This is a genomic window from Acidimicrobiales bacterium, from assembly GCA_041394265.1.
Taxonomy (GTDB): domain Bacteria; phylum Actinomycetota; class Acidimicrobiia; order Acidimicrobiales; family SZUA-35; genus JBBQUN01.
On record JAWKIO010000005.1, the window covers coordinates 2,117,959 to 2,132,621 of the forward strand.

Consider the following 14,663-nt stretch of genomic DNA (forward strand, 5'->3'; position numbering starts at 1 on the left):
GCATGAAGTCTCGCCGCCTCCTCGCCCTCGCCTCGACAGCACTCACGGCTGCCACCGTTCTGCCGGCCGTTCCCGCTTCCGCCCAGTGGAACAGCCAGCCGTCGATCGTCGGCTCGAACAAGGTCAACGTCATGAAGGGCGGCGAGAGCTGGGTGTCGGTCAACTGGACCGCACCCTCCGACATGGAGAACTTCCGAGTCATCGTCAACGAGTGGACCAATGGCGTCGAGATCGAATACGCCGCCGACCGCACCTCGGCCGCGCTCACCAACGATGCCAATCTGTCGGCTGGTGAGATCGACAGCACGGCGTTCCTCCTCAAGGTCGACGAGAACGCGAGCTCATCCTTCTTCCTCCAGCTCGTCGCCGAGTGGGAGCACAACGGTGAGACCTTCCGCTTCTACCCCGGTGGTCTCGACGTGCGGGCCGAGAAGTTCGACGGCGACAGGTTCTCGGTCCTGACCGACTCGGCAACGGTCAAGGCCGGCCCGGCCGGCACCGCCGATCCCAAGGGCAACTGGGTCGAGATCGATCTGCTCGGTCTGGCCCCGGTGACCGACGGCATCAAGATCGAACTCGAGACCGATCTCGAGCCGTACTACCCGCAGGAGACCTTCACCAGCCTCCATCACGACGACCGGCTGCACGCTCAGGAGAGCGATGTGGCCCGGATCTGGTTCGATCCCGAGCTGGTCGAGCCCGGTACCTATGAGATCGAGATGTCGGTCACCTGGATCGACAGCAATCCCAACGGCAAGAACCCCAAGACCAAGACCGAGACCTTCCCCTTCACCCTGACGGTGGAAAGCTGATCTCGATCGAAACGAGACGGGGAGGAGTCGTGGAACGGGCGTAGTGTTCGTCTCATGACCGACACCGTCACCCCGGGCACTGCTTCGCTCCACGAACGCTACAAGCGGGCGCTCCCCTCCTTCCTCAACCCCTACTACGCCGAACCCATCGCCATCGAGCGGGGCGAAGGCAGCTACGTCTGGGACCAGAACGATCACCGCTACCTCGACTTCTTCGGTGGCGTGCTCACCACGATGATCGGCCACAACAACCCGGCCGTCACCGCAGCGGTCCAGTCGCAGGCGGGCAAGGTGATGCACACCTCGTCGCTCTACCTGTCGGAGCCGATGATCGAGCTGGCCGAGAAGATCGCCGAGCTGTCGGGCATCCCCGACGCTCGGGTCTTCCTCACGCCTTCGGGTACCGAAGCGAACGACACCGCCATCTTGTTGGCCACGAGCTACCGCAAGTCCAACCAGGTGCTGGCCATGCGCAACAGCTACCACGGGCGCTCATTCACCACCCAGGCCATCACCTCCCACAGCGCCTGGTCATCGACCAGCGTGTCCGGGCTCCAGGTCACCTTCGTCCAGGGCCCGTACCAGTTGCGGAGTCCGTTCCGTGACTTCGACGACGACGCCTTCACCCGGGCCGGGGTCGACGACCTCACCCAACTGCTCGCAATGACCTCGGCCGGCGATGTCGCGGCGTTGATCGCCGAGCCGATCCAGGGCGTCGGCGGCTTCGCCACACCGCCCGACGGGTTCTTCGGAGCGATGAAGAAGGAACTCGACAACCGAGGGATCCTCTACATCACCGACGAGGTCCAGACCGGTTGGGGTCGTACCGGCGATCACTTCTGGGGCTACCAGGCGCACGACATCGTTCCCGACATGCTGACCTTCGCGAAGGGTGTCGGCAACGGGGTCGCCCTGGCCGGTGTGGTCGCTCGGGCCGAGATCATGGACACCATCCAGGTGCTCAACTTCTCCACCTTCGGTGGCAACCCGCTGGTGTCCGCGGCGGGACTCGCCACCATCGACTACGTGCTCGAACACGATCTCCAGGCCAACGCCAAGGTCATGGGCGATCGGTTCCGCGCCGGTCTCGACGCCATTGCGGCCGACACGCCATGGATCGCCGAGGTGCGCGGTCGCGGCCTGATGCAGGCGTTCGAGACCGCAGCGCCGGAGTCGCTCGAACCGCTCCCCGCGAACGCCACCGCCGTGCTCGAAGCCACCAAGGCCAATGATCTCCTGGTCGGCAAGGGTGGCCTCTACGGCAACGTGATCCGTATGGCGCCGATGCTGAACGTGACCGCCGACGAGATCGACGAAGGACTCGAGGCGTTGCGAACGGCCATCGCCGGCATCGAGTAGGCCCGATCCATCGGCTACAACCTCACCATGACCATTCTCATCAAAGGCGGGATCCACATCAGCGCCACGGGTTCGGCGCCGAGTGAGGTGGTGGTCGACGGCGAGAGGATCGTCGCCCTCCTCGACCCGGGATCGGAGTTGGCGGCGACGGCCGAGAGCTCCGCACAGCGGGTCATCGACGCCACGGGCAAGTACGTGATCCCGGGCGGGGTCGACGTCCACACCCACATGGAACTTCCGCTGGCCTGGGCCACGTCGTCCGACACGTTCGAGACCGGCACCCGAGCTGCCGCGTGGGGTGGCACCACCACCATCATCGACTTCGCAACGCAGTCGATCGGCGGCACGCTGCGCGAAGGCTTCGAGGCATGGATGGCCAAGGCCGAGGGCAACTGCGCCATCGACTACGGCTTCCACATGGCGATGGCCGACGTGAACGCCTCGTCGCTGAAGGAGATGGACACGATGGTCGATGAGGGCCTGTCGAGCTTCAAGCTCTTCATGGCCTACCCCGGCTCGATGTACTCCGACGACGGCCAGATCCTGCGGGCCATGCAGCAAGCCGCCGGCAACGGCGGGATGATCATGATGCATGCCGAGAACGGCATCGCCATCGACGTCCTCGCCGAACAGGCCGTCGAACGGGGCGAGACCGCTCCGATCCATCACGGCTACGCCCGACGCGAGGCGCTCGAGAGCGAGGCGGTGCATCGTGCGATCAAGCTGGCCCGGGTCGGCGCCGCTCCGCTCTACATCGTGCATCTGTCGGCCTCGGAGGCGCTCGAGGAAGTGGCTCGTGCCCGCACCCGGGGCGCCAACGTCTTCGCCGAAACGTGCCCGCACTATCTCTATCTCTCCCTCGAAGATCATCTCGGCAAGCCGGGGTTCGACGGTGCGGGCTATGTGTGCTCGACCCCACTGCGATCCAAGCACGAGCATCACGCCGCCGACCTCTGGAAGGGGTTGCGCACCGATGAACTGTCGGTTGTCTCCACCGATCACTGTCCGTTCTGCATGAACGGACAGAAGGACCTCGGGCGCGACGACTTCCGCCTCATCCCGAACGGCATCGGTGGGGTCGAACACCGGATGGACCTGATCTACCAAGGGGTCGCCGCCGGCGAGATCTCACTCGCTCGATGGGTCGAGCTGTGCTCGACCACCCCGGCCCGAATGTTCGGGCTCTATCCCCGCAAGGGTGTCATCCAGCCCGGGTCCGATGCCGACATCGTCGTGTACGACCCGACTGCCACCTGGTCGATCAGCGTCGACAACCATCACATGAACCTCGACTACTCGGCCTACGAAGGCTTCGAGCTCACCGGCAAGGTCGACACCGTGCTGTCACGTGGCCGAGTCATCGTCGAGCATGGCAACTACCTCGGTCGCCCCGGCGACGGTCGGTTCCTTCGCCGAGGCCTGTCGTCCTATCTGCGGTAGTTCACGAGCAGCGCCGACACCCGAGCCGGTGGGCCGATCAGGCGACCCACTGACCCCATTCCGGGTGGTCGATCACCTTCTTGGCCAGCAGCTCCCGCATCATCGGGGCACGGGGCTGGGTCTTCAGCGTCCACCCGACCTCGGCCAACGTCCGGTCGGATTTCGCCTGGTTCATCCGGGCACACATGAGAGCCGTGTTGGTCCAGCTCGACGGTTCGCCGCCACGCGACACCGGCTGGAGGTGATCGATCGAGTTGCCCGGCTTGTTGCACCCGGCGACCTGGCACACGCCCTGGTCACGGATGCGCAGGTTCGCTCGGGTCCACGGCACCGGACGGTTCCGGAGGGCGGGCACCATGCGGCGGCATCGCACGACGGCCGGGCGCTGGATCTCGAGACCACCGGCGGAACGCACGACGCGACCCGCCGCGTCGGCCTCGGTCAGGTCGACGACCTCGGACACCATCAGGACCACCGCCCGGCGCCAGCTGACGACGCCGATGGGTTCGTAACTCGCGTTGAGCACGAGCACGGACATTGCCGACTCCCTTCGTTTCCATCGCAGATGGAAGCCGGGAACACCCCCGCTTGGCAAGCGAAATCCCGGTGCCACCACGACCCCCACCTCCCCACCCACCGTTCTGTGCGTCATTCACCCCGCGTTCCCCGTTCTGTGCGTCAAACTTCCCGCTCGCGGTAACTTCGGCTCACAGTTCGGGTTTGGTGACGCGTTTGACGCACAGAAGGGGGAGGGTGAGCGCGATGAGCGAGGACACCTTGGCGAATCGGCCGGGATCGGGACGACTCGACGGCCGAGTGGCGATCGTGGTCGGGGCCGGCCAATCACCGGGGAGCAGCCCGGACGACACCACGATCGGCAACGGACGGGCGACCTCACTGCTCTTCGCCCGTGAAGGCGCACAGGTGCTCGCCGTCGATCGCACGCTCGACGCCGCCCAGGCCACGGTCGATCTGATCGAGGCCGCCGGCGGGACGGCACTGGCCTTCGCGGCCGACATCACCGACGAGGACCAGGTCGCACAGATCCCCGAGGCGTGCCGCGAAGCGTTCGGCCTGCCGACGATCCTGCACAACAACGTCGGCATCGGCACCGGCGACGGTCGGGTCATGGATCTCGAGCGCAGCATCTGGGAGCGCATCTTCGAGGTCAACGTCACCGGCATGTTCATGACGTGCAAGCACGTGCTGCCGCTGATGCGCGAAGCGGGCGGCGGGTCGATCACCAACGTGTCGTCAGTCGCGGCGGTGGCCTCGACCCCGCTGGCGGCGTACAAGGCGTCGAAGGCGGCGGTCAATGCACTCACACACCAGTTGGCGACGGCGAACTTCCGTCACAACATCCGAGTCAATGCGATCATGCCCGGCCTCATGGACACACCAATGGCCATCGGCGGCCACAGCAGTGCCACCGGCGTCGACCCCGACGAGCTCCGGGCGAAACGATCTCGCCAGGTTCCGCTCGGACAACAGCAGGGCACCGGTTGGGACACCGCCTACGCGGCGCTTTACCTGAACTCCGACGAGGCCCGCTTCGTCACGGGCGTGATCCTGCCGGTCGACGGCGGCCAGATCGCCCGCATCGGCTGAGGCACCTCCGACGATCGGTGGTGGTCCGACGCCCGAAACGGCACCGACGGACCACCATTCGCACGGCGGGCCGATTCAGGTGGCTTCCCGAAGCTCGCGCTTGAGCACCTTGCCGCTGGCATTGAGCGGGAAGGCGTCGAGCCACACGTAGTCCACGGGCACCTTGTAGCTCGCCAGGCGGGCTCGACAGTGCTCCCGCAGCTCGTCGTCGGACGGGCGGTCGACCCCGGGGCGTGGCATCAGGCAGGCTCGGACGATCTCGCCGTAGTGGTCGTCAGGCACGCCGATCACTGCGGCGTCATGCACGGCGGGATGCTCGGTGAGCACGGTCTCGATCTCGATCGGGTACACGTTCTCGCCACCGCGGATGATCATGTCCTTGCGGCGACCGGCGAGATAGAGGTAGCCCTCGGCGTCGGCTCGTGCGAGGTCACCGGCCCGGAACCAGCTGCCGACGAGTGCATCGGCCGTGGCTTCGGGGTTGCGGAGGTAGCCGCTCATGACCTGGTCGCTCCTGGTGACGATCTCGCCGACGGTGCCGGGCTCGACGTCGTTGAGGTGTTCGTCGCACAGTCGCAGTTCGACTCCGAGCGCCGGGCGCCCGATCGATTCGAGCAGATGCTCGTGGCCGTCGACGGCCCGCCGGTGGTCGTCGCGCGACAGGATCGTCTGCAGCCCGGCTTCGGTGCCGGCCCCGAACGCCTGGATGAAGTCGCACCCGAACACGTCCATCGCCTTGCGCAACAGGGTCGGCGACATGGGCGCAGCGCCGTAGAGGATCGTGCGGAGCCGGGGATACTCGGCACCGGCGGCACCGGGAAGGTTGACCACGCTGCTCACCATGGTCGGCACCATGAAGCAGGCCGACAGCTTGCCCTCCTGCAGCCAAGCAAGGACCTTGTCGGCTTCGAACTGGCCGTTGAGCACGTTGGGGTAGCCGCGCAACACGCCCATGAAGATCATGGCCATTCCGGAGATGTGGAACATCGGCGCCGCCGAGTAGCGGCACTCGCCCGAGTCCTCGACGGCGTACTCGAGGAGACAGTGCAGCACCATGTTCTTCATCATGTACTGCGATTGCATGACCCCCTTCGGCAGTCCGGTCGTGCCGCTCGTGAAGGCGAGGCCGATGATGTCCTCATCGGCCACGTCGACGTCGGGCTCGTGATCAGGGGCCGACGCCAGGAACGCTTCGTAGCCGTCGTCGTAGTCGACGACTTGCACTGGCTCGCCATCGACGTCGACCATCCGCCCGGCGATGTCGGCGTAGCGCTCGCTCACGAACAGCCAGTGGGTACCGGCGGCACGAATGAGCGTCTGGATCTCGGACTCGACCAGCCGGTTGTTCAGCGGCACATAGGTGGTGCCCAGCTTCATCGAGGCCAAGAGGGTCTCCATGTAGCGGTGGGAGTCGGTGGCGAGGATGGCGAGCGTGTCGCCCTTGGCGACACCTTGTGCAGTCAGCGCGTTCGCAAGCTGGTTCACCCGCCGGTTGGTCTCGCCGAACGTGAGCGTTCGTTGCTGGCCCTCATCGATGAAGCACGCCATGTCGGGGACCCGACTGGCGGTCATCCGTAGCCAGTCACCGATGCGGACATGACCGGTCATGACGGATCTCCTTCGTTGTCGTACTCGATGTCGGGGCTGATTGCCGGCAGTGCGTCGCCGAGGAACGGCCGCAGGAGCGGGTCGATGTTGGGGCCTCGCCGGAGGTGATGCCCACCGTCGACCGGCATGACGACGCCGGTGATCCAGCTGGACTCGGGCCCGCACAGGAACCGAATGGCGGCACCGATGTCGGCCGTGTTGCCCCGCCGGCCCAGCGGCATGTTGATCCGGTAGTCCTCGTTGACCTCCTGGTCCTGCTGGAGGCTGGTGGAGATGTCGGTCTCGACGAGGCCGGGCGAGACGGCGTTGACTCGCACGCCGAGCGATCCGAGCTCATCGGCTGCGTTGCGGACGAGCATGTTCAGACCCGCCTTGCTCACCGTGTAGGCCGTCATGAACCGGTGGGTGTGCGAACCGGCGATCGACGACACGGCACACATCGCGCCGCCGCCGTTCGCTGCGAGCAGTCGACCTGCGTGCTTGAACGTGAGGAACGCCCCGGTCAGGTTGGTGGTCAGCACCCGCTCCCAGTCGTCACGCTGCAGCATCGTGATCGGTGCCGCCCCGCCGACACCGGCGTTGGCGACCGCAATGGTGAGGGGAGCAACGGTGTTGGCTGCGTCGAGCGCGGCAGCCAACTCGTCTTCGTCGGCAACGTCGACGGCGACGACGTGCGCAGCGGCTCCGAGCTCGGCCTTGGCCGCTTCGAGCTTGTCGAGCGAGCGGCCGCAGATCGTCACGGTGGCGCCGTCGGCGATGAAGGCTCTCGCCGCGCCGAGCCCGATGCCCGAACCGCCGCCGGTGACGAACGCGTGGTGGCCTGCGAGTTTCGAGGAGTCGGTCATGCCCGGACTCTAGGAGGCGGTGCCTGCAGGGTCGAAATGGCCGCCCGGAAGTCGCAGAGGCGCTCAGGGCTTCCCCGGTGCTCCATTCCCGACCGTCGACCGCTACGTTCGCGCTTTTGTGACGAGTGGTCGAGAAACCGAACTTCCGCCGCTGCCCTCGGCGCTGCGTGGACTCGTCGGTCCTGCAGCGTGGAGGGAGCTACGGCTCCCCACCGAACGCCATGCGTTCGAAGCCGAACGTGCCCGGCTCGATTCGCTGCTGCCGGCCGGTCACGGGCGCCCGGTCGTGCTCGTTCCCGGCTACCTCGCCGGCGACTCGAGCATGCGCGAGATCGCTCGCTGGCTCGAACGCGGTGACTACGCCGTGACGTTTGCGGCCATCGGTCGCAACGTGCAGTCGTCGAGTTGGGCCGCAGATCGAGTCGCCATTGCGATCGACGATGCCGCGGGCGGGCAGTCCGGCACCGTCATCCTCATCGGTCATTCCCGCGGCGGTCAACAGGCCCGGGTCGCTGCCGCCCGTCGCCGTGATCTGGTCGACCGGCTGATCACCTTGGGATCACCGGTGCGGCACCACCTCCCCCGCAGCCTCCCGCTCCGAGGCTCGATCGAGGGACTACGACTCCTGGCGCGGTCACCGTTCGGCCCGTCGCTCGACGTCGACGCCGAGCAGGCCTACGAGGCGGAGCTCTTCGAGCCGTTCCCGTCGTCGGTGCCGTGGACCACGATCTACTCACGGACCGACGGCGTCGTGGAGTGGCAGGCCACACTCGATCCGGCGGCGCAAGCGATCGAGGTCGACGCCACGCACCTCGGACTCACCGCTTCGGTGGCGTCCTTCGAGGCGATGGCTCGGGCCTTGGACTGACGGATGGACCGCGGGCCCGGCGTGGCGACCGTCCCGGCCAAGGTTTGTCCAAGGATCGACCTTGGTCCCGGTCAGACGGGTACGCTGATCGACCGTGTCCATCGTCACCACCCTCTCGAGTCTCGTCGGCGACGCCTTCGAAGCGCAAGGAATCGACCGTTCCCGGGGTGAGGTGGTCGTCTCCCAGCGTCCCGATCTCTCGCAGTTCCAATGCAACGGAGCGCTTGCGGCGGCAAAGGAAGTCGGCCGTTCGCCACGTGACATCGCCGATGGGGTGGCCGAGGCACTGCGTGCCGATTCGAGGATCGCGATGGTCGACGTCGCCGGGCCGGGGTTCCTGAACCTCTCGGTGACCGACGACTTCCTGGCCGATGTCGTCGCCGCCACTGCGGCCGACCCCCACTTCGGCGTCTCGCCGGCCGAGGATCCCAAGACCGTCATCGTCGACTATGGCGGTCCGAACGTGGCGAAAGACCTCCACGTCGGTCATCTCCGACCGGCCGTGATCGGCGAGAGCGTGAAGCGCCTCCACAAGGTGGCCGGTCACGACGTGCGGGGCGACGTGCACCTCGGCGACTGGGGCCTCCCCATGGGTCAGTTGCTCGCCGAGCTCGAAGACCGTCATCCCGAGCTGCCGTACTTCGTCGAGGGAGCGGTCGGCCCGTTCCCCGATACCTCACCCGTCACCATCGAAGACCTCCAGGTGCTCTACCCCGAGGCGTCGGCTCGGTCGAAGGCCGACGAGGTGTTCCAGGCGCGGGCCCAGGCAGCCACGGTTGCGCTCCAGGACGGTCATCGGGGCTATCGGGCCCTGTGGTCGCATTTCCGCACGGTGTCCGTGGATGCGCTACGAGCGATCTACGACCGGCTCGGCGTCGAGTTCGAGCTGTGGCTGGGTGAGGCTTCGGTCGCCGACCGGGTCGACGGGATGGTCGAGAAACTGCTGGCCGAGGGGCACGCCTACGAGAGCGACGGCGCGATCGTGATCGATGTCAGCGAGCCGACCGACAAGAAGGAGCTGCCGCCGCTGATGCTGCGGAACTCCCGAGGCGGCTCCACCTACGCCGTCACCGATCTCGCCACGATTCAGGAACGGGTCGAGGATTTCGGTGCAACCGACATCGTCTACGTGGTCGACCTTCGCCAGTCGCTGCATTTCGAGCAGGTCTTCCGGGCGGCACGCCGGACCGGTATGGCACCCGAGCGTTCGGTGCACATGACCCACGCCGGCAACGGCACGGTCAATGGGCCCGATGGCAAGCCGTTCAAGACCCGCGACGGCAGCCTGCCACGGCTCGGTGCCCTCCTCGACGACGTCACCGAACTGGCGATGCGCCGACTCGACGAGAACGGCCTTGCTGCCGGATTCCCGCCCGAGGAGCGAGCCGAGATCGCCCGGTTGGTCGGCCTCGGCGCACTGAAGTTCGGCGAGCTGTCGAATCATCGCACGACCAACTACGTGTTCGACCTCGAGCGGTTCACGCTTCTCCAGGGTCGCACCGGCCCGTATCTCCAGTACGTCGCGGTCCGCACCCGTTCGGTGCTGGCCAAGGCCGCCGACGCCGGGTTCGTCCCCGGCGCCCTGATCGCACCGACGCACGATGCGGAGCGAGCGCTCGCCCTCGTGCTGTTGCAGTGGCCCGAGATCGTTGCCCGCAGCCTCGAGGGGTTCGCCCCCAACACGGTGGCCGAGTTCGCCTACGAGGTGGCCGGAGCGTTCAACCAGTTCTACGACGCCTGCCATATCCTGTCCGAGCCGAACCCGGCCGTTCGGGATTCGTGGCTGGCACTGGTCGACCTCACGCACCGGTTGCTCGTCGAGGTACTCGACGTTCTCACCATCGAGGTCCCCGAGCGGATGTAGTGGCGGCGCCGAGCCGGTTCGTCAGTCGGCGAGCAAGCGCCGAATGGCATCGACCGCGACACCCACTGCCCGCTGCTCGGTGGCCTCGATCGCCGATTCCACCGGCGCCTCCTGCGCCGTGCGGTTCACGATGGCCCCGGCAATGCAGCCGGCCCGCCAGCCGTTTGCTGCGCACATCGTGAACAACGTGGCGGCCTCCATCTCGTAGTTCAGCACTCCGAGTCGTTGCCACTCGGCGAGACTTCCACGGAAGCGTTGGGCCACCTGGCCGGCGACGGTGTCATAGCGTTCTTGGCCGGGATAGAAGGTGTCGGACGACGCCGTGATCCCGATGTGGTGGCCGGCACCCGCGGCGACGGCGGCGTCGACCAGGGCTCGCACGACATCGAACGTGGCCACCGCCGGGTATTCCGCCGGAGCGAAGTGGAAGCTGGCGCCGTCGAGTCGCACGGCGCCTGTGGTGATGATGAGATCGCCGACGTCGACCGTTGGCTGGATCGCACCGGTGGTGCCGACCCGGAGGAACGTGCGAACACCGAGCTGGGCCAGTTCCTCGACAGCGATCGAGGTGGATGGCCCGCCGACGCCGGTCGAGCACACCACGACCGGATGCCCGTCGAGTCGGGCAAGTCGGCTGGTGAACTCCCGCACCGACGCCAGTTCGACGCTGCCAGGACCGATCGCATTGGCGATCCGCGCCACTCGTGCGGGGTCGCCGGGCACGATCGCCGTGGTGGCGCCGTCGAGATCGCTTCGGTTCAGACCAAGGTGGAAGACTTCTGCCATGGGGGGACGGTAACACTCGCACCCCTGCCGAGGGCTACGGTTCGAGCGTGACCGATGCACACTCGGATGGCGGCCGCCCCAGCAATCGCGTGCTGTCACTCGCGGATGTCCCGGCCATCGACCCCGAGGACTTCGAACCACTCGATGCCCGGCTCCTACGAGCTCGCAACGTGATCGCACTCTCGGTCGGACTCGTCGTCGCGATCGTCGAACTGGTGGTCATCGCGCTCCTCGATGTGCCGTCGGTGATCGGCGTCGGCGCCATCCTGTTGGTCCTCGGTCTGACGGCAATTGCCGTGGTGGCGACGCGCGTCAGCTTCCGTCACTGGGGCTACCTCGTACGTGAGCAGGACCTGACGGTGTGTCACGGGGTGCTGAACCGAACGGTCACCTCGGTCTCGTTCAACCGAGTCCAGCACGCCTCGGTCAACAGTGGCCCGCTCGAACGCTGGCTGGGGTTGGCGACACTTCGGGTCTTCACGGCCGGCGGGGTCGGCGCCGACGTGACCATCGAAGGCTTGCGGCAGGCCGACGCCGCGGCGTTGCAGCGCCTGGTCCTCGCCAATGTCGCACTGGCGGGTCAGAGCACGGCAGTCATCGAAGCATGACGATGCAGGGCGATCCGCCTGCTTCGATCCTCGCCAGCCCGCAGCGCCAGCTCCCGGTGGCGATTGTTGCCGAGTTCTTCGGAGGTGCCGCCCTCCGACAGTTCGCCGAAACCATGCTTCCGGCCCTCCTGGTGGGGTTCGCCGCCGGTGGGCGGCTGACGCTGGTGCTGGTCCCCGTCGCCGTCGTGGTGTTCCTGGGCGGGGTCGTGCTGCGCTGGTGGCGAACTCGGTTCTGGGTCGAACGTGGCGAACTCGTTCTCGAGCGAGGGGTGCTGCGTCGGACACGGCTCCAGGTCCCCCTCGATCGCATCCAACAGATCTCGACCGAGCAGGGACTCATCCAACAGCTCTTCGACGTTCGCAAGGTCTCGATCGATTCGGCCGGGTCGGTCGATGTCGAGTTCTCCCTCACCGCGGTGAGCAATGCCGTCGTCGCCGAACTGCGACAGCTGATCGTCGGAGCCGACACCGCCCGACCCGTCGATCCGGAGGCGATCGCCGAACCTCGCTGGGGCGACACCCTCGTGCACATGGGGACCCGAGATCTCATCGTGGTCGGGCTGGTGCGTCCCGGAGGTCAGATCGTGAGCGCGGTCGTCGCCCTCCTCGGCCTCGGCTTGGGTCAGGCGGTCGACTCGTTCGTCGAGAGCAGGATCACCGGAACGTTGGCGGCAGCCACCTTCGCGGTCGTCGGTGTCGGCCTCGGGGCACTCATGCTGGTCGGCGGGGCCGTGCTGCGGGATCACGATCTGACCGTGTGGCGATCCGAGCGTGGACTCCGCCTCACCGCCGGCTTGGTGACCAAGCGCGAACAGTTCGCGAGAATCGAGCGGGTGCAACTCGTCCGTCGGCGCGCCAATCCACTCGAACGTCTGCTGGGGCGAACCACCGTCCTGCTCGCGCAGGCGTCGGCACTGGCGGGCAACTCGTCGTCGACGGCACCAACGACTCAGAACTTCTTGGTGCCGAGTGCGCCGAACGCGACCCTTGACGGGCTGACCGGGCTCTTCATCGGGCGCACCCTGCCCGCACCGACACGAATGATTTCGGCTCGGTCCCGGTGGCGCTGGGGTCTGTACGGCGCCGTGTGGCCGTCGCTCGTTGTCGGTGCCGGCGGTGCTGTGGTGCTGGCCGCGAACGGGCCGATGTCGCTCGGTTGGCCCTTGCTGGTCGTCGCAGCGCTGGTGCTCGTCGGTGGGCTCGCCACATCACGTCTCGCTCACCGACGCTGGCGTTGGGACATCGACGGGTCGGCACTCCGAACGCGTCACGGGGTACTCATCGACCGGCACACCGATGTCGAGCTCCGCAAGATCCAATCGGTGGAGGTGCGCCGCAGCTGGTGGCAACGGCGGAACGGGTTGGCGACGATCACCTTCCGCACCGCAGGCGGCAGTGTCGCCATTCCTCACCTCGATGGCGAGACTGCAGCGTCGATGCGCGACGGCGTCTTGGCGATCGTCGAACGGACCAAAGGGCCATGGATGTGAACGAACACCGAACAGATCACGGCCATACCGATGGGTCCACTCACGGCCATGCACACGGAGCCGCACTCGAGGGCGGCTGGGTCATCTGGCGTGAGCATCCCGTGATGCGGGTCGTGCTCGCTGCGGTCGCCGGGTGCGCGGTGCTGACCCTCGCCGGCTTGGCAATGCTGTGGCCCGACGGCCGCGGCCAGGAGGCTGTCAGTGCGGAGGCGGCAGCGATCGGTCTTGCCTCCGACCGGTATGGCGCCGTCGTCGATTCGGTGGTCGATGCCAACTGCTCGTATCAGGGCACGGGCGCCGAACAGGTCTGTCGTACGGTCACGGTGACGGTCACCGAGGGACCCGATCGTGGTGCCATCGTCGTCCTCCCCGAGTTCAACCTCTCGCAGCCCGGTGTCGGCGGACAGGCCCGGGTCGGCGACGAGTTGATCGTCGGTTTCGAGCCGACGACCGACTTCTACTTCTTCGCCGACCGGGATCGTCGCCCGCTCCTCACCTGGCTGTCGCTGGCGTTCGTCATCGTGGTGGTGGTGCTCGGGCGCATGCGAGGTGCCATGGCGCTCGTCTCCATGGCGATGAGCGTGGTCGTCCTCGTCGGCTTCGTGGCACCAGCGGTGCTCGACGGGAACGACCCGCTGATGGTGTGTCTCGTCGCGGCGTCACTGATCGCCTTCGCCAGTCTGTATCTCACGCATGGCGTGAGTCCGACGACGACCGTGGCGTTGGCCGGAACGCTCGGTGCCCTGGTGTTCACGCTCGCCATCTCGAGCATCGCCTTCGCCTTCGCACGATTCTCGGGCCTCGCATCCGACGAGGCGATCACGCTGCCCATCGTCGCCGGCGACATCGATCTCGTCGGCCTGCTCCTGGGCGGAGCGATGATCGGTGCCCTCGGGGCGCTCGACGATGTCACCGTGACGCAGGTGGCGACGGTGGCCGAACTGCGTCGGCAACGGCCCGACCTCTCGGTCCGCCAGCTCACCGCCGCCGGCGTGCGGGTCGGCCGCGAGCACATCGCCTCGACGGTCAACACGTTGCTACTGGCCTACGCCGGTGCGGCCATGCCACTCCTGTTGTTGTTCGCCATCTCCGACCAGTCGATTGGCATGATCGCCAACTCCGAGGTCGTCGCCATCGAGATCGTTCGGACGCTGTGCGGCTCGATGGGGCTCGTGGCGGCGACCCCGTTGACGACCGTGTTGGCCGCAATCGTGGTCGCCGGCCGCGAGGTGTCGCCCGGCCCCGGTCCCGACCTTCCCACCGGTATGGATGCGCCCGCCGAGACCCGACCTGCACCGCAGGCGGAAGTCCTCCCAGCCGACGAGGCGCGCTGGGAGGACTTCGCTCCGAGAGACGATGCCGGGTTCTGAGCGAC

At 67.0% G+C, this 14,663-nt stretch carries 13 protein-coding genes; 9 read left to right on the plus strand and 4 right to left on the minus strand.

Translation table 11 applies throughout. The features are described from left to right. Positions 1–2: 2 nt before the first annotated feature. Genes R2733_10420 through hydA form a run of 3 tightly spaced genes read left to right on the plus strand, consistent with a single transcriptional unit; the run spans position 3 to position 3,611 of the window. Positions 3–812: a hypothetical protein gene (locus tag R2733_10420; GenBank protein ID MEZ5376914.1), complete on the plus strand. Its 810-nt coding sequence runs from the start codon at positions 3–5 to the stop codon at positions 810–812. 54 nt (positions 813–866) lie between these two features. Then, positions 867–2,171 carry an aspartate aminotransferase family protein gene (locus tag R2733_10425; protein MEZ5376915.1) on the plus strand — a complete coding sequence of 435 codons (1,305 nt, stop codon included), beginning with the start codon at positions 867–869 and terminating at the stop codon, positions 2,169–2,171. Between the two features lie 27 nt (positions 2,172–2,198). Next, complete coding sequence (gene hydA, locus R2733_10430) at positions 2,199–3,611, plus strand: dihydropyrimidinase (GenBank protein MEZ5376916.1); 1,413 nt, start codon at positions 2,199–2,201, stop codon at positions 3,609–3,611. A gap of 37 nt (positions 3,612–3,648) precedes the next feature. On the opposite strand, the gene R2733_10435 is transcribed toward hydA, so the two are convergent. Continuing rightward, positions 3,649–4,149, minus strand: a complete 501-nt coding sequence (locus R2733_10435) for an HNH endonuclease (GenBank protein ID MEZ5376917.1) — start codon at positions 4,147–4,149, stop codon at positions 3,649–3,651. Positions 4,150–4,373: 224 nt separating this feature from the next. On the opposite strand from R2733_10435, the gene R2733_10440 reads away from it, so the two are divergent. After that, the gene (locus R2733_10440) at positions 4,374–5,219 is read left to right on the plus strand and encodes an SDR family NAD(P)-dependent oxidoreductase (GenBank protein ID MEZ5376918.1); all 846 of its coding nucleotides are present in this window, start codon (positions 4,374–4,376) and stop codon (positions 5,217–5,219) included. A 75-nt stretch (positions 5,220–5,294) separates the two neighbouring features. On the opposite strand, the gene R2733_10445 is transcribed toward R2733_10440, so the two are convergent. Continuing rightward, positions 5,295–6,827 carry an AMP-binding protein gene (locus R2733_10445; protein MEZ5376919.1) on the minus strand — a complete coding sequence of 511 codons (1,533 nt, stop codon included), beginning with the start codon at positions 6,825–6,827 and terminating at the stop codon, positions 5,295–5,297. Beyond that, the gene (locus tag R2733_10450) at positions 6,824–7,672 is read right to left on the minus strand and encodes an SDR family oxidoreductase (protein MEZ5376920.1); all 849 of its coding nucleotides are present in this window, start codon (positions 7,670–7,672) and stop codon (positions 6,824–6,826) included. The genes R2733_10445 and R2733_10450 overlap by 4 nt, the downstream gene beginning before the upstream one ends. Before the next feature lie 118 nt (positions 7,673–7,790). Between R2733_10450 and R2733_10455 the strand changes: the two genes are divergently transcribed. Together R2733_10455 and argS are read left to right on the plus strand one after the other, a co-directional pair. Beyond that, on the plus strand, positions 7,791–8,540 hold the full coding sequence (locus tag R2733_10455; protein ID MEZ5376921.1) for a hypothetical protein: 750 nt from the start codon (positions 7,791–7,793) through the stop codon (positions 8,538–8,540). A 94-nt stretch (positions 8,541–8,634) separates the two neighbouring features. Next, a complete protein-coding gene (gene argS, locus R2733_10460; GenBank protein ID MEZ5376922.1) occupies positions 8,635–10,404 on the plus strand; it encodes an arginine--tRNA ligase in 1,770 nt (589 codons plus the stop codon). 21 nt (positions 10,405–10,425) lie between these two features. On the opposite strand, the gene udp is transcribed toward argS, so the two are convergent. Next, on the minus strand, positions 10,426–11,190 hold the full coding sequence (gene udp, locus R2733_10465; GenBank protein ID MEZ5376923.1) for a uridine phosphorylase: 765 nt from the start codon (positions 11,188–11,190) through the stop codon (positions 10,426–10,428). Between the two features lie 47 nt (positions 11,191–11,237). Between udp and R2733_10470 the strand changes: the two genes are divergently transcribed. From R2733_10470 to R2733_10480, 3 genes are read left to right on the plus strand one after another with little or no spacing between them, the layout of a single operon-like run. Continuing rightward, on the plus strand, positions 11,238–11,798 hold the full coding sequence (locus R2733_10470; GenBank protein ID MEZ5376924.1) for a PH domain-containing protein: 561 nt from the start codon (positions 11,238–11,240) through the stop codon (positions 11,796–11,798). Next, positions 11,795–13,288 carry a PH domain-containing protein gene (locus R2733_10475; protein ID MEZ5376925.1) on the plus strand — a complete coding sequence of 498 codons (1,494 nt, stop codon included), beginning with the start codon at positions 11,795–11,797 and terminating at the stop codon, positions 13,286–13,288. The genes R2733_10470 and R2733_10475 overlap by 4 nt, the downstream gene beginning before the upstream one ends. Continuing rightward, positions 13,279–14,658 (plus strand): YibE/F family protein, encoded by a 1,380-nt coding sequence (locus tag R2733_10480; GenBank protein MEZ5376926.1) that lies wholly within the window; start codon positions 13,279–13,281, stop codon positions 14,656–14,658. Before R2733_10475 ends, R2733_10480 begins: the two co-directional genes overlap by 10 nt. Positions 14,659–14,663 lie beyond the last annotated feature (5 nt).

Bases quoted from the DNA above. Each gene is read 5' to 3' on its own strand.
- R2733_10445 (MEZ5376919.1), bottom strand. From the start codon at position 6,827: ATGACCGGTCATGTCCGCATCGGTGACTGGCTACGGATGACCGCCAGT.
- R2733_10440 (MEZ5376918.1), top strand. From the start codon at position 4,374: ATGAGCGAGGACACCTTGGCGAATCGGCCGGGATCGGGACGACTCGAC.
- R2733_10425 (MEZ5376915.1), top strand. From the start codon at position 867: ATGACCGACACCGTCACCCCGGGCACTGCTTCGCTCCACGAACGCTAC.
- R2733_10480 (MEZ5376926.1), top strand. From the start codon at position 13,279: ATGGATGTGAACGAACACCGAACAGATCACGGCCATACCGATGGGTCC.
- R2733_10435 (MEZ5376917.1), bottom strand. From the start codon at position 4,149: ATGTCCGTGCTCGTGCTCAACGCGAGTTACGAACCCATCGGCGTCGTC.
- R2733_10475 (MEZ5376925.1), top strand. From the start codon at position 11,795: ATGACGATGCAGGGCGATCCGCCTGCTTCGATCCTCGCCAGCCCGCAG.
- R2733_10420 (MEZ5376914.1), top strand. From the start codon at position 3: ATGAAGTCTCGCCGCCTCCTCGCCCTCGCCTCGACAGCACTCACGGCT.
- udp (MEZ5376923.1), bottom strand. From the start codon at position 11,190: ATGGCAGAAGTCTTCCACCTTGGTCTGAACCGAAGCGATCTCGACGGC.
- R2733_10450 (MEZ5376920.1), bottom strand. From the start codon at position 7,672: ATGACCGACTCCTCGAAACTCGCAGGCCACCACGCGTTCGTCACCGGC.
- hydA (MEZ5376916.1), top strand. From the start codon at position 2,199: ATGACCATTCTCATCAAAGGCGGGATCCACATCAGCGCCACGGGTTCG.